The organism is Bacteroides galacturonicus, assembly GCF_003096855.1.
GTDB classification, from domain to species: Bacteria; Bacillota; Clostridia; order Lachnospirales; family Lachnospiraceae; genus Lachnospira; species Lachnospira rogosae.
Window position 1 is genome coordinate 24,968 of the sequence record NZ_QEOA01000006.1, and the last position, 23,666, is coordinate 48,633.

At 37.5% G+C, this 23,666-nt stretch carries 21 protein-coding genes; 2 read left to right on the forward strand and 19 right to left on the reverse strand.

Annotation, left to right across the window (positions count from 1 at the left end):
- Window positions 1-57 precede the first annotated feature (57 nt).
- Window positions 58-2,811 (forward strand): transglycosylase domain-containing protein, encoded by a 2,754-nt coding sequence (locus C7390_RS08850; RefSeq protein WP_116444039.1) that lies wholly within the window; start codon window positions 58-60, stop codon window positions 2,809-2,811.
- Window positions 2,812-3,039: 228 nt separating this feature from the next.
- Here the strand turns inward: C7390_RS08850 and spoVAE are convergent, their stop codons facing one another.
- The 15 genes from spoVAE to gdhA form a co-directional block, all read right to left on the reverse strand.
- Window positions 3,040-3,399, reverse strand: a complete 360-nt coding sequence (gene spoVAE / locus C7390_RS08855; RefSeq protein ID WP_055306200.1) for a stage V sporulation protein AE — start codon at window positions 3,397-3,399, stop codon at window positions 3,040-3,042.
- 90 nt (window positions 3,400-3,489) lie between these two features.
- Window positions 3,490-4,545: a stage V sporulation protein AD gene (locus C7390_RS08860; protein WP_022501898.1), complete on the reverse strand. Its 1,056-nt coding sequence runs from the start codon at window positions 4,543-4,545 to the stop codon at window positions 3,490-3,492.
- A 177-nt stretch (window positions 4,546-4,722) separates the two neighbouring features.
- Complete coding sequence (locus C7390_RS08865) at window positions 4,723-5,523, reverse strand: class I SAM-dependent methyltransferase (RefSeq protein WP_022501899.1); 801 nt, start codon at window positions 5,521-5,523, stop codon at window positions 4,723-4,725.
- A 25-nt stretch (window positions 5,524-5,548) separates the two neighbouring features.
- The gene (gene spoVAC / locus C7390_RS08870) at window positions 5,549-6,004 is read right to left on the reverse strand and encodes a stage V sporulation protein AC (protein ID WP_022501900.1); all 456 of its coding nucleotides are present in this window, start codon (window positions 6,002-6,004) and stop codon (window positions 5,549-5,551) included.
- A 135-nt stretch (window positions 6,005-6,139) separates the two neighbouring features.
- Complete coding sequence (locus C7390_RS08875) at window positions 6,140-7,999, reverse strand: DUF975 family protein (RefSeq protein ID WP_318295640.1); 1,860 nt, start codon at window positions 7,997-7,999, stop codon at window positions 6,140-6,142.
- Window positions 8,000-8,025: 26 nt separating this feature from the next.
- The gene (locus C7390_RS08880; RefSeq protein ID WP_022501902.1) at window positions 8,026-8,439 is read right to left on the reverse strand and encodes a stage V sporulation protein AB; all 414 of its coding nucleotides are present in this window, start codon (window positions 8,437-8,439) and stop codon (window positions 8,026-8,028) included.
- Complete coding sequence (locus C7390_RS08885) at window positions 8,433-9,074, reverse strand: stage V sporulation protein AA (protein ID WP_055174027.1); 642 nt, start codon at window positions 9,072-9,074, stop codon at window positions 8,433-8,435. The genes C7390_RS08880 and C7390_RS08885 overlap by 7 nt, the downstream gene beginning before the upstream one ends.
- Window positions 9,075-9,146: 72 nt before the next feature.
- A complete protein-coding gene (locus C7390_RS08890) occupies window positions 9,147-9,884 on the reverse strand; it encodes a SigF/SigG family RNA polymerase sporulation sigma factor (RefSeq protein WP_022501904.1) in 738 nt (245 codons plus the stop codon).
- 1 nt (window position 9,885) lies between these two features.
- A complete protein-coding gene (gene spoIIAB, locus C7390_RS08895) occupies window positions 9,886-10,317 on the reverse strand; it encodes an anti-sigma F factor (RefSeq protein ID WP_022501905.1) in 432 nt (143 codons plus the stop codon).
- Window position 10,318: 1 nt separating this feature from the next.
- On the reverse strand, window positions 10,319-10,747 hold the full coding sequence (locus tag C7390_RS08900) for an STAS domain-containing protein (protein WP_022501906.1): 429 nt from the start codon (window positions 10,745-10,747) through the stop codon (window positions 10,319-10,321).
- Window positions 10,748-10,881: 134 nt separating this feature from the next.
- The gene (locus C7390_RS08905; protein ID WP_055174025.1) at window positions 10,882-12,276 is read right to left on the reverse strand and encodes a tetratricopeptide repeat protein; all 1,395 of its coding nucleotides are present in this window, start codon (window positions 12,274-12,276) and stop codon (window positions 10,882-10,884) included.
- Window positions 12,277-12,278: 2 nt separating this feature from the next.
- Window positions 12,279-12,419, reverse strand: coding sequence for a hypothetical protein (locus C7390_RS13745; RefSeq protein ID WP_172677765.1), 141 nt, complete (start codon window positions 12,417-12,419; stop codon window positions 12,279-12,281).
- Between the two features lie 21 nt (window positions 12,420-12,440).
- Complete coding sequence (locus C7390_RS08910; RefSeq protein ID WP_055174024.1) at window positions 12,441-13,712, reverse strand: bifunctional folylpolyglutamate synthase/dihydrofolate synthase; 1,272 nt, start codon at window positions 13,710-13,712, stop codon at window positions 12,441-12,443.
- Window positions 13,681-15,219, reverse strand: a complete 1,539-nt coding sequence (locus tag C7390_RS08915; RefSeq protein ID WP_116444041.1) for a coiled-coil domain-containing protein — start codon at window positions 15,217-15,219, stop codon at window positions 13,681-13,683. The genes C7390_RS08910 and C7390_RS08915 overlap by 32 nt, the downstream gene beginning before the upstream one ends.
- Window positions 15,220-15,500: 281 nt before the next feature.
- The gene (gdhA, locus tag C7390_RS08920; protein WP_116444042.1) at window positions 15,501-16,847 is read right to left on the reverse strand and encodes an NADP-specific glutamate dehydrogenase; all 1,347 of its coding nucleotides are present in this window, start codon (window positions 16,845-16,847) and stop codon (window positions 15,501-15,503) included.
- 392 nt (window positions 16,848-17,239) lie between these two features.
- Between gdhA and C7390_RS08925 the strand changes: the two genes are divergently transcribed.
- Window positions 17,240-19,216: an LCP family protein gene (locus C7390_RS08925; protein ID WP_116444043.1), complete on the forward strand. Its 1,977-nt coding sequence runs from the start codon at window positions 17,240-17,242 to the stop codon at window positions 19,214-19,216.
- A gap of 187 nt (window positions 19,217-19,403) precedes the next feature.
- Here the strand turns inward: C7390_RS08925 and C7390_RS08930 are convergent, their stop codons facing one another.
- The 4 genes from C7390_RS08930 to C7390_RS08945 form a co-directional block, all read right to left on the reverse strand.
- Complete coding sequence (locus C7390_RS08930; RefSeq protein ID WP_022501912.1) at window positions 19,404-20,102, reverse strand: polysaccharide biosynthesis tyrosine autokinase; 699 nt, start codon at window positions 20,100-20,102, stop codon at window positions 19,404-19,406.
- A gap of 20 nt (window positions 20,103-20,122) precedes the next feature.
- Window positions 20,123-20,881, reverse strand: coding sequence for a YveK family protein (locus C7390_RS08935; RefSeq protein WP_022501913.1), 759 nt, complete (start codon window positions 20,879-20,881; stop codon window positions 20,123-20,125).
- 35 nt (window positions 20,882-20,916) lie between these two features.
- Window positions 20,917-21,807, reverse strand: a complete 891-nt coding sequence (locus tag C7390_RS08940) for a Cof-type HAD-IIB family hydrolase (RefSeq protein ID WP_242858612.1) — start codon at window positions 21,805-21,807, stop codon at window positions 20,917-20,919.
- A 98-nt stretch (window positions 21,808-21,905) separates the two neighbouring features.
- Window positions 21,906-23,606, reverse strand: a complete 1,701-nt coding sequence (locus C7390_RS08945) for a S8 family peptidase (protein ID WP_055174021.1) — start codon at window positions 23,604-23,606, stop codon at window positions 21,906-21,908.
- Between the last annotated feature and the right edge of the window lie 60 nt (window positions 23,607-23,666).

The window sequence follows — 23,666 nt, forward strand, 5'->3', positions numbered from 1 at the left end:
ATTTGGTAAATAATATCATAGTTTTACCATTTATAACAATATGGAGGATTTACAATTATGAATTATGGTGGAAACGGCATAAGACGAAAGAAAAAGCTCCTTAATTCATCAGCAACGAAGTTTAGGACTAAGTTTAACATTTTCTTTATCAAACTACTTCTTGTTGGTGCAATTGCAGTTGTAATAAGCGGCTCATGCCTTATATTCGGTGCTGCACAGGGCATAATTGAGAGTGCACCTGATATATCGTCAATCAATGTTTCACCCGAAGGTTACGCAACTAAGATATACGATAACAATGGTGAAGAAATACAGACGCTTGCAACAACCGGAGCTAACAGAATATACGCTTCCCTTGACCAGATTCCAGTATATCTTCAGCACGCATTTGTTGCTATTGAAGATGAAAGATTCTACAAGCATAACGGAATTGACCTTCAGGGTATTATGAGAGCTGCCATGATTACTGTATCCGATGGCGAGATGTCACAGGGTGCCAGTACAATCACACAGCAGTTACTTAAGAATAATGTATTTAATGCTTACAATGAATCTACTATGGAGAAGATTAAAAGAAAGGTTCAGGAACAATATCTTGCTATCAAGCTAGAAACTGTTATGGACAAAGACAGCATTTTAGAGAACTATCTTAATACAATTAACCTAGGCAATGGTTATTATGGTGTACAGGCGGCTGCTAACGGATACTTTAATAAAGATGTATCCGAGCTTACTTTAAGCGAATGTGCCGTACTTGCTTCTATTACCAAGAACCCTTCAAGACTTAACCCTTTGAAGAATCCTGATGATAATAAGGAAAGACAGCTTGCCGTGCTTAATAATATGTTAAAGCAGGAATACATCTCTACTAATGAATACAGCGAGGCTGTTGCAGATGATGTATATGCAAGACTTGAAGGTATTGATGTATCAGCTGCTTCTTCTTCATCTAATTATTCTTATTTTGTAGATGAAGTTATCAACCAGCTTATAGATGACCTTATGCAGCAGAAGGGTTATTCTAAACAGCAGGCTACAAGTATGATATATTCTGGCGGTTTATCTGTATACACTACTCAGGATATGTCTATGCAGAACATTGCAGATTCAATACTTAATGACCCAGACTACTATCCATCCAATACAGATTTTACTATTAATTATAATCTCACAGTAAAAGAGGCAGATGGAACATTTTCATATTATTCACAGAATAATATGGAGAAATGGTTTAAAGAAAATGTTGATTCTTCTTTCAGCCTTACATTAAGAAATGAAACTACTGCTCAGGGCTATATTGACCAGTACAGGGAAGCTATGACAGCTAATGGCGGAACTGTTACTTATGAGAAGTCCTATTTTGTTATACAGCCTCAGATTTCTTTCTCTATAATAGAACAGTCAACAGGCTATGTTAAAGTTCTTGTCGGCGGACGTGGAGATAAGGCTACTGACCGAGGCTTAAACAGAGCTACAGATGATGTAACAAGACAGCCGGGTTCTTCTATCAAGCCGCTTGTTGCTTATGGACCAGGACTTGATACTGGTGCTATCACTCTTGCTTCTGCTATCGATGATGCACCTTACTATTATTCAGGAACAGATGCACGACTTGTAAAGAACTACACAGAAGGACAGTATCTTGGATATATGACAGTGCGTGAAGCACTCACACGTTCACAGAATGTACCTGCTGTAAAGGTTCTTACACAGATAACACCAAGCGTTGGTTTCAGCTACCTTGAAAAGTTCGGACTTTCAACTTTGGTATCTACCAAGAATGCAATTAACGGAAACCACGATGTTGTGCAGTCACTTGCGCTTGGTGGTATGACAAAGGGTGTATGTAATATAGATATGACAGCCGCCTATGCGGCAATCGCCAACAAAGGAACATATACTAAGCCAATATATTACACTAAGGTATTAGACAGAGAAGGTAATGTAATTATTGACAACTCAATACCAGAAACACACAGAGTCTTAAAAGAGTCATCTGCATGGCTTCTTACAAGCGGTATGGAATCTGTTGTTAATTCAGGTACCGCTACAAGAGCCAAGTTATCTAACCAGCCGGTTGCTGGTAAGACTGGTACTACACAGTTTGATACTGATATATGGTTCTGTGGATTTACACCTTACTACACTGCTTCTATATGGGTAGGTTATGATGATAACTCTAAGCGTGTTGACTCAGTCAACCATACCGGTATATGGAAAGCTATTATGCAGGAAATCCACGAAAATCTTCCTACCGGAAGCTTCACACAGCCAGATGATATTGTACAGGTTGCTGTATGCTCTAAGTCAGGCAAGCTCCCTGTTGAAGGTTTATGTGATGCTGACCCTAGAGGAAGCTGTATAATCACTGAATATTTTGCGGCTGACAACCAGCCTACAGAAACCTGTGATACTCACGTTAAGGTTAATATATGTAATGACTCAGGTCTTGTTGCTAACGCAGGCTGTACTAATGTTTCAACTAACATTTATGTTAAGAAGTCATCAACTAACACTTTAGGTGGTGAGGATACTTCTGGTTATACAACTGCTGATGCACAATATGCGATAACTGATGAGAAGCTAAGCAGGCTTTGTACGCTTCACTCAACAGCCGCACCTGTAACACCATCAACAACTACTAACAATAACAGTAACAATAACAGTAACAACAGCCAGTCAACAACTACAAAGCAGAACACGACCCCGCAGAACACAACAGCTACAACCACCACACAGAACGCTTCTAATTCGCAGTCAACAACTGCAAAGCAGAACACAACCGCTTCTACTACAGGAAGCAGTAATTAATCTGTCGGTAACAATAGCTTGTAACTGTCAGCCAGCTGATTATTTAGTTATTTAATTAGTTATTGCGTTAATTAGTTCGTTAATATTCATAACGATATGCAATATAAAAAAGCCCCTGCTTACTATATTTATAAGATCCTTCCTAAATGCCCTATAGCCTTTATGCAAGTGCTATAAGCAAACCCTATAAATTAATAAGCAGGGGCTTTTTATATATCGCTGTAAATTTTATTTCTTTTTCATCTTAGGCTCGAATATCCACGAGGCAATATAGCCGAATACAAGTGCCGCTGACACTCCCACCGCACAGGCTGTAAAGCCACCTTTGAACAATCCCAAGAAGCCCGAGTTATCAACAGCCATTTTCATTCCCTTCCATAGTACATTTCCAAAGCCTGTCAACGGAACGCTCGCTCCCGCTCCTGCAAACTGCACAAGTGGTTCATATAATCCTACCGCACCAAGAACCGCACCCGTGGTTACAAGTATAACCATTATTCTTCCTGGCATAAGCCTGGTCTTTTCCATTAAAATCTGTGTCAGAACGCATATAATTCCGCCTACAACAAATGCTTTCAAATAATCCATTTTAACTCCCAGCTCCTTTCTTTTACTGACATATAACAATCCTGTTATGCACTTTTAACTTATATCTGCCGCAATGCTGTGTTATGCACATTATACAGCCTCAAGCACAACGCCGTGTGCTATTCCCGGTATTGACTTACCTTCATTAAAGCTTACCTGCGATAACAATGCCCCTGTTGGAACAAATAATACCCTTTTTAATTCACGTTTTCTTAACTTGTCCAATACAAGAGTATCAAGAACTATCGCACTGCACCCACAACCACTTCCACCTGACTGGGTATCCTGCTCATTTTTATCAAATACTTCTATTCCGCAGTCCGTGTATATATCACTTATGTCTATTCCTTTCTCTTTAAGAAGTGTAAGAAGTATCTCTTTACCTGTATACCCCAAGTCACCGGTTATAATCATATCGTAATACCCTTTAGTCACTTCAAAATCCTTATAGTTGGCTTCTATAAGGTCTGCCGCTGCAGGTGCCATACAAGCTCCCATATTCATAGAGTCCTTAACACCATAATCAACTATTTTTCCTGTAGTTATACCCGATATAATTACATTTGCATAGCCGTTATCAACAATCCGGCATACATCTCCATCACATTTTGTTATCACTGGGGAATTAGATACAAGATACGCTCCTGCACCTGTAACCGTCCACGTTGAACTCATTGGCCTCTGGTTACCATATAATAATGGAAATCTGAACTGCTTCTCAGCACTTGCAAAATGGCTTGAAGCTATCGCCGCCACATTATCCGCGAAACCAGCATTAACACACATAGCCGCAAGCGATAATGACTCACCCATAGTTGAACACGCACCATAAAGTCCAAAAAGCGGCACATCATACGTCTTTAATCCAAAAGATGTCGCTATAAGCTGACCTAACAAGTCACCTGCATATATATATCTTATGTCCTCTGGCATCATTCCTGTCTTTTCTAACAGCTTCTCAAATGCAAGGCTCTGTATCCTGCTCTCTGCCTCCTCCCAGCTTTCACCACCAAATAAATCATCTTGCGAAACGACATCAAAGCAGCAGCCCAGCGGTCCTTTCTTTTCCTTAGTTCCCGCCACTGTAGCTCCTGCTTTGATGTATACATTATTATCAAATTTAATACTCTGTTTACCTGCAATCATACGCTACCTCTTAATATTTATTCATAATCAATCATCAATAGGTAGTATCTGCTTTATCAGGTAATTTATTCATTATTGTATTATTTCCCCAGCATTATCCGTTAATTATTCTATATTAATATTATCATATGAGTGTCAAAAGTAAATTCTGCCACTCACTGATGTATCCAGTTAAAATTACTTAACTCTTAATATATCAAGTGTATGTGCTGCCGCTCCGATTAAATCCTGTCTTTCGCACGTTGCAAGATGATACTTCACGAATTCTGCGAATTCTTCTTCTGTAAGCTTATTAAGATATGGTCTTATATAGTTAGCCGGTCCATCTGGTGATAATATTTTAATTCTCTCAAGCCCTGCCGCCTCATTAAGACTGTTAATATCTTCTATTCTCATATAATCATAGAGGTTCTCCTCACTTGATACAGTGTGATAATCCTCTGTCAGTCTGTTCCCATTAAGACATTCATTAATATGTCCTTCTTTAAACGCATATGTAATAACACTATATTCATTCATAAGATATGCCACAAGTATAATTCCACCCGGCTTGACAACTCTCTTTGCTTCATTAAGTGCCTTAAGCTTATCCTCAAATGTAAACAAATGGTACATAGGTCCAAAAAGCAGTGCCATATCAAATGTATTATCTTCAAAACGCTTAAGCTTAAGTGCATTGCCCTGATATGCCTTGACATTTGAATTCTTAGCCTTTAGAAGTCCAAGATTATGCTTTACTAGTTCCACCGCAGTGACATCGTACCCTTCCTCAGATAATGGAACGCTGTATCTTCCTGTTCCTGCACCTATATCAAGTATCTTTATATCACTGGCAATATCCATAGCCGCCTTAATATCATCAAGGCAGTTATGGATATATTTCATAGATGTTATAAATTCAACCCTTCCGTGACGTGAATCCAGACGTTTCTCCTCATTGAATTTATTATAATGCTGTTCTAATTCGGTCATTGCCATTTCCTTAGTACCTCCAAATAGTTAATCACATAAGACTTATTATCCAGTATATCAGACCTATAATCCAGCTGAAAAATATTCCATACAATATAACCGGTCCTGCTATCGTAAATATTTTACAGCCAATACCAAATACCTGTCCCTCTTTCTTATATTCAATCGCAGGAGAAGCTATACTGTTCGCAAATCCTGTAATCGGAACAAGTGCACCAGCTCCTCCAAAAGACGTGATAAGCGGATATATTCCAAAGCCTGTAAATATAACACTTAAAGCAACAAGTATAAGCGTTGTATAACTTGCTGCATCATCTGCTGTCATTCCTGTCATCTTCATAAAATTCATAATAAGCTGGCCTATTGTACATATAATTCCACCTGTTATAAATGCCTTAAAGCAGTTGTATACACACCCCGCCTTTTTCGTGACATTTTCAACATACTGGTTATAGCTTTTATTTCTTTTTTCAACATCCTGAACCATAATAATCCTCATTCCTACATATGCTTTATTAGTGACATATGTTGATATTAATAATCATATATTCCGCCTGTCTTATTGCATTATATTACTATTAACATATGTTTCTATTAGCATTACCATAAACTTAAGAATTATTCATAAATAATAATACATATCATATATGTTAAGGCATGTTATTCCCTCGCCCACATTAGGGTGCTTCTTTGTGTACAACTGGTCTGCAACAAATATCATCATAAGTGCCACACATAATGGTATAATAATCTGAAGCTTTATCTTTCTGAAATAATTATCAAGCAATGGTGCTACAAAATACACTATAGCCATTCCACCAATACCAAAGGCTAACAGGCCTTCCGCACATATACGCCCGTGAAGATTAAGGAAAAATCCTGTGTAGTCCCACCACTTCTGTCCGTTATGTGTAAGTTCCAGCACAAGTCCTGTAAAATACTCAACAACTCCACACAGAATAATCGCCAGCACGAACTCAACAGCCGGCTTTTCCCTGAACTTTTTAAGAAGCAGAAGTATCAAAAGACCGCCAACTCCGTATATTGGAAGCCAGGGACCGTGGAGCACGCCTCTGTTAGCAAATGAATGATACAGCATTAAGTGTGATGAAACTTCCCAGAACCACCCTATAAATGACATTACAAAGAATATAAGTATAAGCGATGGGATTGAGTAATTACGCATATATACCGTACTTTCAAAATTAGCTCTATGCTCCTTTAATGTAAACAGCCTTGAAGGATACATATTACCAAGTATCTCCTGTTTACATCTGTCAGCTTTTATCTGTTCCGCCTTGGCATCCTCGAACTTCTTTTCCTCACTCGTATTAAAAAGAATTACGCCGAACCAGTCAGCAAGAAACTTTCTTAATCTCCTGAAATACCTGATGTCAGATTTCATAATATTATCATCAAATCTTTCCTCTGGAGAGTCTTCATTCATATATAGATATATGTCTGCGTAAGCTGCCTGCAATTCTTCTTCGTCTGCCCGCTCATACAGATATACATCGCTTAGCATTTCCGCGCCTTCTATATTATTCTTAATAGCATTTTCTCTTATAAGAACATACAATTCTGTAAAAAATGCTGTCTTATATGGATTGGAATATAATACCCCCACAAGACCCATAGATATAAAGCTTAATATATTCCAGCCAATAAATGATAACTGGTAGCAGAAACATTTCCACTTATAGCCGTTCATCATTCTTCTTGATAAGGTTATTGCATCATTAGCCTTTATGTCTGGATTTTCGGCTATTATATATGGCACAAGCATATATGACAGCGGCTTAATAAAAGCCCCTGCTATTGTAAGCGACCATAATATGGTATACAAGTCTTTAACTAACATTGTAAAGGCTACACGCATCCACCTTTTTACTCTCATAAGAAACATAAATTTGCCGACCCCTACACTTTTATATGTCCGGCTTTCAAGAAATATTCTTCTTGATATAACAACATAAGACATTTTCACGACATATCTTATTCCAAAATAAAATATAAGTGCCAGACATAAAAGCAGGATAACAACAAGATGTCTTGAACCCGTAATTCCGTATACAACATCAACTATAGTAAATACAACCGCACCTGATGATACGTTATTAACAACTGATGATAATATTCCCGAAGTTCTCCCCAGTATGTCCCCTGCATTATCCTTTGCTTTGTCGATAAGTGTCTGCGACTGCTCTTTGCCCTGTTCCTCATTGTTCATAATAACTGATACAATTGCATCAAGCATTGCACTTTTCGTCCTGTTATCAATATCTGATGTAACAAGCGTAACGCCCTGTGATTCGTTCGTATCTGTATTATTAATGTCTGTCATCTGCATTTTAAAGAAACTGAAAGTTTCCGTAAATTCACTTCCAACAAACGCTGCTATAAGACACACAACAACCAATATCCAGAAATGCTTTTTTAATGTTCTCTTAGCTGCTTTTGCAAGCTCTTTTCTCGTAATCATATTATTTCTTCCTGTCTGTTTAGTATTTAAGGTACTAAATAGTATACCAAATGTCCCACCATCTTTCCAATAGCAATAAACAAAACTACAAAGCCAAGACATTTTTTAAGCTTAACCCTGTGTGCTAATATAGGCAGTACCTTGACTGTTTCTGCAAGACATATTAAAAATGTACCTATAAATATTCCAGATACCGCACCATACAATATAACACCTGCCACGCCAAGCTTAATCGGCAGTTCAAATATATACCATATATTCCCAATCCCTGCACCAAATATAATCATTTCCTCATAAAGCATTATTGATTCTGTTGTGTTGGTCACATCTGCGTATCTGTTAATAAGACCTATGCTTGATATTAGGGCGAACAGTCCTGTAGCCGTAACACCTCCGGCACTTAACCCGATAAGTATGATAAATAATATTTTAATCAGCATTTTGTTGCCCCCGGATAATTGTTTCTTACGCATCTTGGCATACACTCTACAGAGTCAATCATAGCCTGATTTTCATCTTTGACATACTGGTTCATAGACACCTCTATAGGGGTTGGTGCTTTACTCATCTTCTTTCCAGCAAAATGGTCATAAAATACTGCTATCCCGGCAAACAACCCTATTGCATAAGCTATCTCACACACATTGTATTCCATAAGCCAGTCCACACCTGACATCCGGTATACTTTTTCAAATATCTCTATTGTGCTGACATCATTATTATACGCCATTATCGCATAAGCACTTCCTATAAATATTATTATGCACACGATAATCTTAAGAATAACAGATAACCACACCGGCTGCTGGTTCTTTCTGTAATCGATTATAAAATCACTCTCGCCTATATTATTAACGTCAAGTGTATCATCAAGCTGCTGTATCGCTGATATAACCTGCATTGAGCTTATACATATCCTGTCCTTTTTAGTCCTGTAAAATGTTGCCAGCTTTATGCTTTTTATCTTAGGAAGCAGCTTTTTTTCAGCATACACTTCTGCCACATCAGACAGATACACATCCTGCTTGTCTGTTTTAGTAAGCTGTCTTATCTTTAAATATACTGTTTTTGACATAGTAACCTCCATTTCACAGCATTTTATGCTGATTAAATAATGCTGTTAGAAGTATTGCCAATATTGCCCATATTATTCTATATCTATCTGGCTTCGCATACGGTTTAATATTTTCTTTTCGAGACGTGATACCTGAACCTGTGATATTCCTAATACCCTGGCGGCCTGTGTCTGTGTCATATCCTCATAATATCTCATTCTTATAAGCTTCCTGTCCCTCTCGCACAGGCTGTCCACAAGCTCATTAATCATTATATTATCAATAATGCTGTCGCTTCCGCCATCCTTGCCCTCTAACTTATCTATAAGACATACCTCATTGCCATCCTTCTGGTATATTGTCTTATAGATTGACTCCACGCAGTCGCCAGCCTCCATTGTAACGATTATATCCTCTGTCGCTATTCCTGTTTCCCTGGACAGCTCCTCAATAGTCGGCTCGCGGTTAAGAATACCCTTTAACTTCTGGGAAGCCATAAAACATTTGTATCCATTTTCCTTAATACTCCGGCTTATCTTTATTATGCCGTCATCTCTAAGAAATCTTTTAATCTCACCCGTAATCATAGGAACTGCATAAGTTGAGAACTTCACATCATAGTCCATATTAAAATTGTCTATTGCCTTTATAAGCCCAATACAGCCTATCTGGTACAAATCCTCCATCTCTGCACCCCGCCCTGTAAATCTTTTAACTATGCTCCACACAAGTCCGCTGTTATCAATAACAAGCTTCTCCCTTGCTGATTTATCATTGTTGTGTGCTTTAATGATCAATTCTTTAGTATGATCGCAAGCATACACATCCATTCTACCTGTTACTTTCTCCTATTCTTTTCTTCATAATTACAGTTGTACCCACATTTTTTCTTGAATACACATTAAGCTCGTCCATAAATGCTTCCATAAATGAAAAGCCCATTCCTGACCTTTCAAGCTCTGGCTTTGTTGTATACAAAGGCTCCATTGCTTTATGGACATTTTCTATTCCTACGCCCTCATCTTTTATCTTTATAATAATCTCCCTATCCTCTAAAGAAAGTGTCATATATACCTTGCCGCCTTTTCCCTCATAGCCGTGCACAATACTGTTGGTAACTGCCTCTGATACTGCTGTTTTTATATCTGATATTTCCTCTAAGGTCGGGTCTAATCTTGTCACAAAAGCTGCAGCAACCACTCTTGCAAAACTCTCATTCTCTGATATTGCATCAAATATTACATCCACATTATTCTCCTGCATTTTACATCCCCCTCTTATTCTGCTTTCTGACGGCATCGCACAGATTATCATATATATCTACTATTTTATGAAGTCCAGATATAAGCAGTATTCTTTTAATGCTCTCATTAATTCCGACAACACATATATCACCTATATCACGTATCTTCTTATATCTTCCCATTATAAGCCCTATTCCAGCACTATCCATAAAATCAACCTTGGAAAAGTCTATAATAACCCTGTCCACTCCCCTTTTATCGATTATATCGTCTATTACCTCTCTCATCTCATCTGCCAGATGATGGTCAAGTTCTGCATTAAGGCTTATAACAAGATTATTCCCGCTGACCATATATATGTAATCGGTTCTTTTAATATCCTCTGCTGTATCATAGCTGTCTAATTCACTGTCTAATCCATTATTAAGAAGCTGTGTATCATCTCTCATAACTATCCTCCTATCCTCTATTCAGGGTATCGGCACCCTTGTGCTAAGCGTAACATATAATTATATCAGAATTTCCTGTTACACAAAAATATCCCTGACGGACTAATTTCCGTCAGGGATTTATCGTGTGGTAATTAATGTGATGTCACATAATCATTAGCTTCTTTATAATATCCACTTGTCTTAAAGTCATTTACAATGTACTGATAGTACTTCTTAGCATTGTCTGTCTGTGAAAGTGCGACATAACATTTAGCCGCATAATAAGCTGCATCTACCTTAGTGGCGTCGCACTTAAATGCCTTAACATAATCATCAACTGCTGTAGCATAATCTGACTTATAGTATGAAGTCTGAGCCTTGCTGTAGAACTCATTAGCTGCCTGTGCCATAACAGCAGTCGAAATTGTATTATATAAAGTCTTGGCTGAGTCTGATGGAAGTGCACTTACATCAACGTCAATAAGCTTCTCAGCAGCTTCTGTCCTTTTATTGGCTATATAAGCATTAGCAGACTCAATAACTGATATTAAAAGCTTATTGCCACCGCCAGTTCCATTAAGTTCACTTAACTGCTGTTCAAGTGATTCTTTCTCTGCCTTTACAGTCTTTAATTCACTTTCCATACTGTTAAGCTCTACATTGCCTGATGAAAGCTGTTCACTGTATTCTGCCAGACTTCTGTTATAATCTTCTGTTATACCCTTGTATCTTGATGGCATTACTAAGAACCATATAAGTGCCGCACCAATCACAACACCTACAAGCACATTGACTATTGTAATAGCACCATTGCTTGGTTCTTTGTATGATGACCTTGGAAGTATTACATCATTACCATTAAGAGGCTTGCTTTCTTCTTCCTTTACCTTCTTCTTAGGTAAGAAGCTTCCAGATATATCATTATCTTTAATATTCTGGCTCTGGTTTATCTGTTCAAGGTACTTACTTGCAAGAGTATTATTCCTGTCTATCTTAAGCACTGAATTCAGGAGCTTTCTTGCTCTTTGATATTCATTATCTTTAATATATATAAGCGCAAGCAACAGATGTGCCTTTATAAAATGCGGATTAGATATAACAATCTTCTTTAACTGTATTACTGCCATATCTGTATTCTTATCCTTGGCATACTGAAGCGATACGTTATATTTCTTAATAGCATTAGTAACTGATTCAAACTTATTCTGATTAGACTGGATTTTCTTTATATAACTCTCTGCAACATTATCGTCCGGGGCAAGGTTCTTGCTCATTACCCACTGTGATAATGCCTCAACCACTTCTCCCATCTCACAATATATAAGTCCGAGAAGATTTCTTGCATTAATATTATATTTGTTAATCATAAGACTTACTTTTAAAGTTTCTATTGCTCCTGATAAATCCCTCACACGGGCTTTCTCAAGACCTTTGTTGTAATATATATCTGAAACCCTGGCAGTCTTTTTGTATATAGAGACATCTGTACCACACTTGGCACATGTGTCATTTGCTGAAAGGACACAGCCACATTTGTAACATCTCATAATTACTTCTCACTCTTTCCTTCGATAATCTTGTTAATTAAATCTGTTATATCTGGTACATCATTCTTGTATATTGCATCTTCTGCATCCTCAACTTCCAGACTTGGCTGGAACTTCTGGATTTCCTCATCAAAATCTAACATATCTATTCTCCAATCTTTATATTATTCCAAAACTTTCCTTATATCTGCTACAAGATAAAGTGAACCTGTACAGAATACCATCGGCTCATTCTTTAATGCAAGAACCGCCTCTTTCGCACTATCATACACTTCCACTTCAATATCTGTATGTCTTTTAAATGCCGCACTTATGTATTCCTTATCCAAGTGCCTTATGCCGCCTGTCACAGTAATCGCTATTCGTGCAAATACCTTACAGCCGCACAGTATGCTTATCATCTGTTCAAAATTCTTATCACTTACAACTGAGAATAATAATGCCGCTTTATCAGTGCTGTCAGCATACATTCCGTTAACCGAATTAACAAAACTCTGTATTCCCTGAGGATTATGTGCACCGTCAACATATATGTTATCCGTAAGCTTCTCCATTCTGCCCTGCCATATGTGGCTCCCTGCCGAATCTACTATGGCACTGTCTTTAATATCAATATGATATAAATGCTTTAAAAGCCTGCATACTGTAATTGCTATTGACACATTTTCCACCTGATATATGGCAGGAGTAGCCAGTCTTAAGCAATTATTAATATAATACTCATTATGCAGTGAAAAATCAATACAGCCATTAAAGTTTTTAATTATTTGATATTGCTGTGGTGATACTCCGTAACAATAGCTGTTCTTGCTGTGTGCAATATCCTCTATCACACCAGAAGCCTCATTGTCATCTGCATATACAACAGGCACGCCCTGCTTTATTATTCCTGCTTTCTGCTCTGCTATTTTCTTAATCGTATCTCCCAGTATTGCTGTATGTTCAAGGCTTATTGTCGTAATTACACAGCACAGTGGATTATGTACTGCATTAGTCGCATCAAGGCTTCCACCAAGCCCTGTTTCTAACACTACATAATCGACCTTGCATTTATCAAAATATAACATAGCCGCACCGAAAAAAAAGTCAAAATATGCAAGCTTAAGATTATTCGCCCTGGCTGTTTCATACACCTTATTAAAGTACTGTGTAAAATCTTCTCTTGATATAAGTTCACCGTCAACCTGTATGCGTTCCCTTATTGTCACAAGATGGGGTGATGTAAACAGACCTGTCTTATATCCTGACTTTTTTAAAATATCATCTATATAAGAACACACAGAACCCTTGCCGTTAGTTCCTGCTATATGTATTATCTTTAAATTCTTATCAGGATTTCCAAGAAGCTCTAAAAGCTTCCCAGCCCTTTCTACTCCTGTAGTTTCACCATACTGCGGCGTATCATTAAGAAACGCTTTTATCTCTGAATATTCCATTAAACACTCCATTCTCATATATGAACACTATCGGTTTCCTGCCGCCTGTATACACATTAAGCTTATCACCATCAAGATATATGCTGTAATCACTGCTGTCGTGCATTTCCTTAAGCATTTCCTCGATAACTACGATATGCTTTCTGTCGTAGTTCTTTACAAGCTCTGTAAATATATCATCACTAAATCTGAATTTATAATAATAAGCACTCCAGAGACGCTGTAAATTCTGCTTTCTTTCATTCGTCTGCTCATCAAGCTTATTATGATAAGTCTCGGTCTGGCTCTTTGTCATCTCCATTTTCTCTTTAGTAAGATATATCTGGTTAAGAAGTTCCTGATTTTTTTTCTCCCTTACACCAGCTTCTTCTGATGCCCTGTCTAACTGTCTTTTAACCTCATTAACCCTTGCATAGTAGCTTTTAGTTTCCTGCTCGGTATGCGAACCACTCATATATTCGTTCTTCTTAGCTTCAAGCTCTGAGAATTCTTTATCTACTTCATCTAAATGTTCTTTGGCTTTTTCAAGCTTTTCCTCTGCATCTGCCTGCCTTTTTTCTATTCCTTCAAGTTCTTTTATAAGCTTGTCTGTTTCACCATCTATCTCTTTTACCTGATTGATAAGTGCTGCATATTCCATATCCTGCTCAAGCTTTGCCTTATCATCTTCTGCCACATAGGAAGGCATAAGTTCATCTTTAGCATATAACGGCTTATTGTACCTTCTTACAGCTATATTAATCATTCTTGCAAGCTGTAGCGAAGATACCTTATTGAAGGTTCTAATTGCCTGATACATAGTCTTTATCTCTACTGTCTTATAATCAAATGCTTCAACTCCAAAACACTCTATAACAAGTCTTAGCTTCTCCTGTGTCTTCTGCTTTCTTAAGCTCTTTAACACACCCATTCCATTAAATGCGTCTGGCATAAGTTCTTTATGTACTACCCTCTTCATCTCAATATCTGCACTGGCAATTGCTTTATCCATAATGGCTGACCACTCCCTGAACTGGTCAGGTGTTATATTCTTAATGCTCTGGTACAGATTATCCATAAATGCCTCGTTATATTTGTCACTTATAATCTGCATTTTATGGGCTGGTGCTATGTACTGGTTAATGGAATATCCTGCTCCTGCCGCATTAACAGCAAGCATTAAAAGCTTATCCCTCCCTGCCACTGTGCTGACATCTATGCTGCCCTGTGCTCCTGCTATCTCAAGCAGTTTAAGTTCTAACATTGACATTAAATGTGTCCTGTCCGCTGTCTTAAGCTGCATATATTTGGCTTCCACCATATCTGACACTTTCTTATAATCATATTCGACTTTTAACTTACTGCTGAATATCTCTGCAAATGAATTCGCCATATCTGCAAGTCCGGATATGATACGTGAACCTGTCTCCTTCGCTGCATTTCCTATTGTCACACTATCAAAAAATGCAAGCTGCAGCCTTATATCATCATCTGTTAAATTATTAAGAATACTGTATAAATCTGACATTAATACTCCTCTCCAAGTGTTTTGTCATATTTTTTTAGAAAAATACCATTTTCTCCCTGATAGATCATTAATGGGCAGAATACTATCTGGCACCTACATCTTAATGTTTAATTATATAAGTTATGCAGACAAAATACAATGTGCTATTTATTAAAAAACTGCCCTTATATATGAATTATCTATTACACAAAAAGAGCCGCCGCATAAGCCCAATGTTAACTTAATAACATTGCACTTAAGCAGCAGCCCTCATATATTAATTCGTTATAATTATGGGATAATTAGCATACACCCTGAGCAAGCATTGCATTAACAACCTTCTCGAAACCAGCGATATTAGCACCAGCTACATAGTTGCCTTCCATACCATATCTCTTAGCAGCATCATCAATGTTGTGGTAGATATTAACCATGATGTTCTTAAGCTTAGCATCAACCTCTTCGAATGTCCAGCTAAGTCTTTCACTATTCTGGCTCATTTCAAGAGCTGAAGTAGCAACACCACCAGCATTGGCAGCCTTACCACAGATGAACATTACACCATTGTTCTGGAAGTACTCTGTTGCATCAAGAGTTGTAGGCATATTAGCACCTTCACAAACAGCCTTAACACCGTTAGCTACTAACTGCTTAGCATCCTCAAGGTCAAGTTCGTTCTGAGTAGCACAAGGAAGAGCGATATCACATTTAACTGACCATACACCATGCTCACCATTCTTCTTCTCATGGTATTCAGCTGACTTTCTTGCAGCAGCATATTCTGTAAGTCTTGCTCTCTTAACTTCCTTAACTTCTCTAAGAAGTTCTACATCAATTCCCTCTGAATCATATATCCAACCTGTTGAGTCAGAGCATGTAACAACCTTAGCACCAAGCTGCTGTGCCTTCTGGATAGCATATATAGCAACATTACCAGCACCTGAAACAGCGATTGTCTTGCCTTCAAGTGAATCACCATGACACTTCATAAGTTCTTCTGTGATGTAAAGAAGACCATATCCTGTAGCTTCTGTTCTTGCAAGTGAACCACCATATGTAAGACCCTTACCTGTAAGAACGCCTTCAAACATACCTCTGATTCTCTTGTACTGACCGAACATATAACCGATTTCTCTTGCGCCTGTTCCGATATCACCAGCTGGAACATCGACATCAGCACCGATATACTTGCAAAGTTCTGTCATGAAGCTCTGGCAGAATGCCATGATTTCTCTATCTGACTTGCCCTTAGGATCGAAGTCTGAACCACCTTTACCACCACCGATTGGAAGGCTTGTAAGTGAGTTCTTTAAAATCTGTTCAAAACCTAAGAACTTGATAATACCTAAGTTAACTGATGGATGTAATCTTAAACCACCCTTGTAAGGTCCGATAGCGTTATTGAACTGTACTCTGAAACCTCTGTTAACCTGTACCTGGCCCTTATCGTCTACCCAAGGTACACGGAACATTAATACTCTGTCTGGCTCTGTAATTCTTTCAAGAATTGCATTGCTTCTGTAAAGCTCCTCGTTAGCATCAACAACTGGTCTTAATGAATTAAGAACCTCTGTTACAGCCTGTAAGAATTCTGGCTGATCTGCATTTTTCTTAGAAACTAATTCTAATACTTCATCAACATATCCCATAATCGTTTAACTCCTTTGATTTAATATTCGTACGCTTTAGTACGTTACCCAAGTGATATTATATTAATTTCACTTAATTTATGCAAGTTTTTTATGTGTTTCACATAATTAAATTGAACAAAAATGAATATTATTAAGTTTAATTAGGTTTATCTTTAATTTTCCGCTTTATTTTCTTTATATTATTAAGTAAAACATACAATACCAATATGTTTGTATACTGCATACAGGCATATTTTTACATTTTTCTATATTTAATACTCTATTTATTTATTTTTTTTTAGTAATATGTTATAGTATTTTTGTTATGTTAAGCTTTTAATTGAATATATTTCACATTTTTTAGCTTGACTTATACATTTATTCTATGAATATTAACAGGAGATAACATTATGTCAGGATTCTTTGACAAGACCAGAGAAGATATGCAATATATCTTCAAAAAGGGGAGCACTCTTTCCCAGAGTGAGAAGAAGCACAAGCTAAGAGCATGGGCGACAGTTATTGGTATCGCACTCGTTGTTGTTCAGCTTATATTCACTGTATTGACACTATTGAAGCTTTACAAACTTGATATTCTTCCACTCAAGTATATAGCAGCTATTGATGCCGTTCTTGTGCTTGTGGCAATATACGACTTCCTATCACAGTTTACTAAGACACATATTATAGGAAAAGTAATATCTGTACTTTTATCCGCTGTACTTTTATATACATTCCTTTTCACATCAAAGGTTGATACAACTCTTGATAAGATAAGCAGTAATGGTAATAACATACAGGAGATTACAGATGTAGTTGATGTAGTTGTATTAAAGAAAGATAAAGCACAGTCACTTTCTGATACTCTATCTTATACATTTGGTTATAATTCTACTGTAGATGCTGATGATAATCAGGATGCCATACAGAAGATTAACTTTAATAACAACGCTGACATCAAAACCAGGGAATATACAACCTGGGAAGATATCATTCCTGCATTAGAGGCTGGAACTGATATTCAGGCTATGCTTATTAATGACAACACATTGTCATCATTTGATGAGGAATATGAAGAATTCCTTAACTCAATAAGAATTGTAGGAACTATTGAGCTTAAGAGAACTGTTGAATTGAGCGAGTCTGACAAAAAGGTCAACGAAGAACCTTTTGTAATATATATATCAGGTAATGACGAAGAAGGCAAGATACTTTCAACAGGACGAAGCGATGTCAACATTTTATGTGTCATCCACCCAATAACAAGACAAGTGCTTCTTATCACTACTCCAAGAGATGCCTATATCAACCTTACTAATCCTGGTACGGGTGCTCAGGGCTATGATAAGCTTACACACGCCGGACAATGGGGTATAGAGGGTTCTATACTAAACCTTCAGAATCTGTATGACCTTAATATTGATTACTATGTTAAGATTAACTTTACCGGCTGCGAGACAATTGTAGATGCACTTGGTGGTGTAACCATCAATTCATCTGTTGACTTTGTCAATGGACTTGAGGCAGCTCCAACAAGATATCACTATGTAATAGGTGATAATGAATGTAATGGTGAACAGACCTTAGCTTTCTGCCGTGAAAGAAATGCTTTCTTAGATGGTGATTACCAGAGAGGCCGTAACCAGCTTGCAGCCCTTACAGCTATTATCAATAAGCTTACATCACCTGCAATACTTGCAAAGTACAGTGCATTACTTGATTCTGTCGGTGATATGCTCTACACTAATATGCCTGTATCAGATATTACATCACTTGTAAAAGGGCAGCTTGCCAACAGCCGTTCATGGAATATACAGACATACAGCACAGGTGCAGAACCTGACAGCAGACTATGCCAGCATTTCGGTTCTTATCGTTCTGTATCACTTCTTTATCAGGCTGATGTTGATATTGCCAGACAGCTTGCCAAGAAGATAATTAATGGTGATATATTCGATGCACAGGAATATTATGACGAAGAGATCAGCAAGGTTTCTAACCCAACTGGTTTGATGTCTTTACCTAATACTTCAAAATCATCAAGCACTAACAAAGAAGAAACTTCTGCTGCCACATCAACTAAGAGTTCATCAACAACTAAGCAGCAGCAGACTACAACTAAAGCAACTGCCGCACCTACAGAAGCAGCAACAACTACAGCAGCTCCTACACAGACCCCTGCTCCTGATAACAATAGCAATAACAATAACAACAACAACAGTAACAACAACAACAGTAATAACAATAACAGTAATAATAATAATAACAGCAATAATACCGGCAGTAACGGCAATAAGACAGAAGCTACAACAGCTCCTACACAGGCGGCTGCCGCCCCTGCCCAGGCAGATAGCAATTCCAATGCTAATCAGGCTGCAGCTAATTAACTATAAAATATTGCTCAAAATACTATTAATAAAACACTATTAACAAAATACTATCAAGTATTAGAAAAAGGCTTCACATTATGTATATCGTAATGCGAAGCCTTTTTGACCTTTTAAATAGTTATTAAGTTAATATGTCAATTAGCTGTTTATAATATTATATGTTATTTACGACATAACCAGCCACCTATTTATTGGCATGTTCTCCATACTTGCCATAGTATTTGCCATAATACTTACCATAGTATTTGTTATCGTCCATATCGACCTTATTAAGTACCACTCCAAGAAGCTTGCAGTCTGTCTTTTTAATCTGCTCCAGACCCTTCTGGGCGTATTTGTAGCTTACATCATTAGCCGCCATTACATAGGCAACTCCGTCACACTCCTGTGCCACTATGGCACTGTCTATTACACTTCCTATAGGTGGTGTATCAATTATTATATAATCATACAAATCCCTTAATACTTTTATAAGTGTCTTAAACACCTTATTGCCAAGAAGCTCTGTAGGATTAGGTGGCACCGGACCAGAAAATACTACATTAAAATTCTCAACATTAGTTGCATACATAACTTCTTCAAATTTATTAATTCCTGATAAGAAATGTGTAAGTCCCTTAACAGACGTATTAATCTTATAACGTCCTACAAGCACCGACTTTCTTAAATCCGCATCAATAAATATAACCTTCTTGCCTGCTTCTGCAAGTGATACCGCAAGATTAAATGATACAGTAGATTTACCTTCTCCCGGTGTCGTACTTGTGAGCATAATAACCTTGATATCCGAACCGCAAAGCTGGATATTCGTTCTTAAATTCTTATATGCCTCATTAGCCCTGTAATCAAGCTTTCTTAATCGTTCTATATTGATAGTCTGCATATTATCTTTTCACCTGACTTTTACTTTTTATTCTTGTTCTTTTTGTTCTTCCTGCTCTTTTTCTTGTTCTTTGGCAAGCCATCATCCATTTCTTCTGAAATTGGAATAACTGCAAGTGTACTGAGGTCAAAATATTTCTCCACATCTTCTGTAGTCTTTACAGTATCATCTAACATTGACTTTATTACTATAACCGCCGCTGACAGCACAATACCTGCAAGAGCACCTATAATTGTCCATTTCTGGACAACAGCAAATGCTGGTATCTCTGATAATGAGCCTTCCTCAATAACATTTACCTGTTCAATCTTCATAATATCACATATCTTCTGTGATGATACTTTAGCCACGCAGTCAGCTATCTTCTTAGCCTGATAAGGATCATCACTAACAACTGTTATCTGCAATACACGTGTATCCGAAGGTGTATCAACAGATATGCTTGAAGCAAGCTGTGAGGCTTTCATATCAAGCTTTAATTCCTTGATAACTTCATTCATAACCGGAGCACTTGTTACAAGTATCTTATAATCTTTCGTAAGCTGTGTAGATAACTGGACATCTGATAAAGTAGTCGCACTGTCGTTAGCTCTGTTTAATACATACAGCTTGGTTTCTGACTCATACTGTGGTGTTATAAAAAACTTTGCCACAAGAAATGCACCAAGTCCCACTATTATGCCTGTTGCAATAATAACCATTATCTTATCCCATAATATAGATAAAATATGTCCAATATCAATTTCTATTTCTTCATTCTGAACATTATCTCTTCCCATTGTCAATCTCCATAATTATTTATCACTTAATCACTCTAAGCATTTAATATAAATCTTTTAATTATATCGGCAACTCCCGATTCATCATTAGATGGTGCGATATAGTCTGCATACTTTTTCACTTCTTCATACGCATTATCCATAACAGCCGCAACACCTGCTATCTTTAACATTGGTATATCATTCATTCCATCTCCACAGGCTATAAGCTCATCTTCTTTGATAGACAGCTTACCTAATAACTGCTGTAATGATTTATCTTTGGCAACCCCCTTTGGTACTACCTCAAGGAAATAATCTTCTGAATAAAATGCATCAAGCACGTCAGAATAATGCTCTAATAAAGCTTCCTGCACTGGCACAAGCTTATCGTGTCTTCCTACAACAAGGAACTTATTAACTGGATAATCTACATATTTCTTTAAATCATCTGTCTTAATTATTGTTGTATTATTGCAAAATGCTTCTTTTAACACATACTCATCATCATCACTCTCTGCTGCTATCTTTCCGTCCGAATATGTAAGTGCATACACATCATTAGCTCTTGCATAATCACATATATCGTCTATACACTGCCTTGGAAGCTCGTGGCTTACAATTACATCTCCATTCAGGCAGTTAATTATCTCACCACCATTGTAAGCTAATATATATCCGCCTCTCTTATCTAACTCAAGCTCATCTGCTATCGGTGTTATCCCAAATAATGGACGTCCCGAAGCCAATATAACTGTAACATCTTTATCAATTGCAGCCCATACAGCCTCCTTATTAGCCTCCGGAAGCTTCTTATTATGGTCTGTGAGTGTTCCGTCAAGATCGAGTGCAATCGCTTTATATTTCATTGTTAAATACCTGTCCTTTATAATTCTTATATAGGTGTCGGGGATACTTCCCTTACATATGCCAATTAATTGCTTCACTATTACATCACCCTGCAATTCCTGACAATATATCCGCATACATAGTCACTTTATCATATGTACTTAATAATTACAATAAGCTAAGCCTTAAGCTTTTATTAACTTATCCTCATCTGGTCAAATGCACCTGCTATATTCAATCTGCCATAGCCATATTCAACATTTGGATAAGCAATATCCCCCGGTCGGTCTGCTCCCCTTATTATATATGACTTAATCTCGCTATTACTTATAACTGATCTGTTATTGTTAGTAACTCCCCAGCTAAAAAATAATGCCGCTGCCCCTGCAACGTGTGCCGCAGCAATGCTTGTTCCTGATCTAACTGTATAGCCTCTTACGCCTCCAACACCATACACATTAACTCCTGGTGCTGCTATATCAGGCTTAACCCTGTTATCCGCCGTATAACCCCTGCTGCTGTTCACGTCGCTTCCGTTGGTATTATGATTATATGCACCAACAGTAATAAGCCTTAAACCGCTGGCAGGCTCTACAAGCGTTACATCAGCATCTGAATTAAGAAAATAGGCATCACAGTCCATAAGCTCTTTTAAAGTTATCCACGCATTAAAATATCCAGGAAGATTAGTAAGACTATATACATCTATCTTCCACAGTCCCTCTGCCGGACGTTCAAATCTCATAAATATAACTTCCTGCCCTGCAACAGTTTCTGTAATCTGGTAATCAACATATATCCTTGAATTCTCCAAAAGAAATGAATATTGTGTACTTGAGCCTATCCTTGCTGGTATTCTTGGAATAATCTCGCCTGTCGGTGATATTATTGATACCGACAGTACATCAAGACTTTTTGCCCATATTTCAAGCACAAAGCCTTTTCCACGCCTCTCAACATTTATCTCCATTTCCTTATATTCAGGAACAACAGAAGCGTAACCGCTAAAATGTGTCCTTTTGACTGCCTCATTGCCAGCAGGAACAACAACACATGTATTAACGTGCATTGTAAGTGAATCAAGAACATTTGATAAAGGACTTCCGCCTGTTCTTGAGCCCAGACCACTACCCAGTCCCATATATATGACAAGAGGCATTTTCTTTAACCCTGCATAATCCTTTAGAAATCTTGCGGCAAGCATAATATCCGTTTCCTCAAAACACACTGCATCATCCCTTATGTAGAAGTAATCCCTTAAATATTTCTTTGCATTTTTTAATTTTACACATACTATGCTTGCCTCTGGTGCAACACCTATGTAATCATCAATTTTTCTTGAAGCAATTACTCCAGCCATAAATGTTCCGTGCCCTGTAATATCGGTTGTTCCCACATAATCGTAAGGATTTAGTCCATTGCGGTATGCTTCAAGTGCTGTATTAATCTCTGCCTGTTCATATATACGACCATAATTAACATATAAATTCTGCCTGTACTCAAGGGTCTGATCCCATATAGCCATAATACGCGTATTACCAGCCGTATCACAGAAGTTCTCACTAAGATAATCAATTCCTGTGTCTATTATCCCCACGATAACACCCTGCCCTTTTGAATTTAAAAAAGGCTGGCTTGTTATGTTGGTGGCATTTACCGCATCAATGCTTGATGTATCCATAAGCCCATACAACTTGGGAATTGTATAATATCCCAAGTCACTTATATTAAAATCCCTGTCATCCGGAAGCCTGCTATGTGCAACAAGCCATTGGTCATCAACCTTCTGTATACATACATCAGGGTTGCTTTGAAGCATCTTATTAATTCCCGGAAGATTGACAACTATATAATCATATATATCCTCATCTGTTATCATTTCACTGCATAAAGGCATAAAAAATGTCCTTAAAGATAATCTTTAAGGACATTATATGATTAATATTTTATAATAATA

Bases quoted from the DNA above. Each gene is read 5' to 3' on its own strand.
- C7390_RS08910 (WP_055174024.1), bottom strand. From the start codon at position 13,712: ATGGAATATTCAGAGATAAAAGCGTTTCTTAATGATACGCCGCAGTAT.
- C7390_RS08905 (WP_055174025.1), bottom strand. From the start codon at position 12,276: ATGAGATGTTACAAATGTGGCTGTGTCCTTTCAGCAAATGACACATGT.
- spoIIAB (WP_022501905.1), bottom strand. From the start codon at position 10,317: ATGCAGGAGAATAATGTGGATGTAATATTTGATGCAATATCAGAGAAT.
- C7390_RS08900 (WP_022501906.1), bottom strand. From the start codon at position 10,747: ATGAGAGATGATACACAGCTTCTTAATAATGGATTAGACAGTGAATTA.
- C7390_RS13745 (WP_172677765.1), bottom strand. From the start codon at position 12,419: ATGTTAGATTTTGATGAGGAAATCCAGAAGTTCCAGCCAAGTCTGGAA.
- C7390_RS08925 (WP_116444043.1), top strand. From the start codon at position 17,240: ATGTCAGGATTCTTTGACAAGACCAGAGAAGATATGCAATATATCTTC.
- C7390_RS08945 (WP_055174021.1), bottom strand. From the start codon at position 23,606: ATGCCTTTATGCAGTGAAATGATAACAGATGAGGATATATATGATTAT.
- C7390_RS08930 (WP_022501912.1), bottom strand. From the start codon at position 20,102: ATGCAGACTATCAATATAGAACGATTAAGAAAGCTTGATTACAGGGCT.
- spoVAC (WP_022501900.1), bottom strand. From the start codon at position 6,004: ATGGTTCAGGATGTTGAAAAAAGAAATAAAAGCTATAACCAGTATGTT.
- C7390_RS08915 (WP_116444041.1), bottom strand. From the start codon at position 15,219: ATGTCAGATTTATACAGTATTCTTAATAATTTAACAGATGATGATATA.
- C7390_RS08860 (WP_022501898.1), bottom strand. From the start codon at position 4,545: ATGATTGCAGGTAAACAGAGTATTAAATTTGATAATAATGTATACATC.
- C7390_RS08875 (WP_318295640.1), bottom strand. From the start codon at position 7,999: ATGATTACGAGAAAAGAGCTTGCAAAAGCAGCTAAGAGAACATTAAAA.
- gdhA (WP_116444042.1), bottom strand. From the start codon at position 16,847: ATGGGATATGTTGATGAAGTATTAGAATTAGTTTCTAAGAAAAATGCA.
- C7390_RS08890 (WP_022501904.1), bottom strand. From the start codon at position 9,884: ATGGATGTGTATGCTTGCGATCATACTAAAGAATTGATCATTAAAGCA.
- C7390_RS08935 (WP_022501913.1), bottom strand. From the start codon at position 20,881: ATGGGAAGAGATAATGTTCAGAATGAAGAAATAGAAATTGATATTGGA.
- C7390_RS08850 (WP_116444039.1), top strand. From the start codon at position 58: ATGAATTATGGTGGAAACGGCATAAGACGAAAGAAAAAGCTCCTTAAT.
- C7390_RS08880 (WP_022501902.1), bottom strand. From the start codon at position 8,439: ATGCTGATTAAAATATTATTTATCATACTTATCGGGTTAAGTGCCGGA.
- C7390_RS08865 (WP_022501899.1), bottom strand. From the start codon at position 5,523: ATGGCAATGACCGAATTAGAACAGCATTATAATAAATTCAATGAGGAG.
- C7390_RS08885 (WP_055174027.1), bottom strand. From the start codon at position 9,074: ATGTCAAAAACAGTATATTTAAAGATAAGACAGCTTACTAAAACAGAC.
- spoVAE (WP_055306200.1), bottom strand. From the start codon at position 3,399: ATGGATTATTTGAAAGCATTTGTTGTAGGCGGAATTATATGCGTTCTG.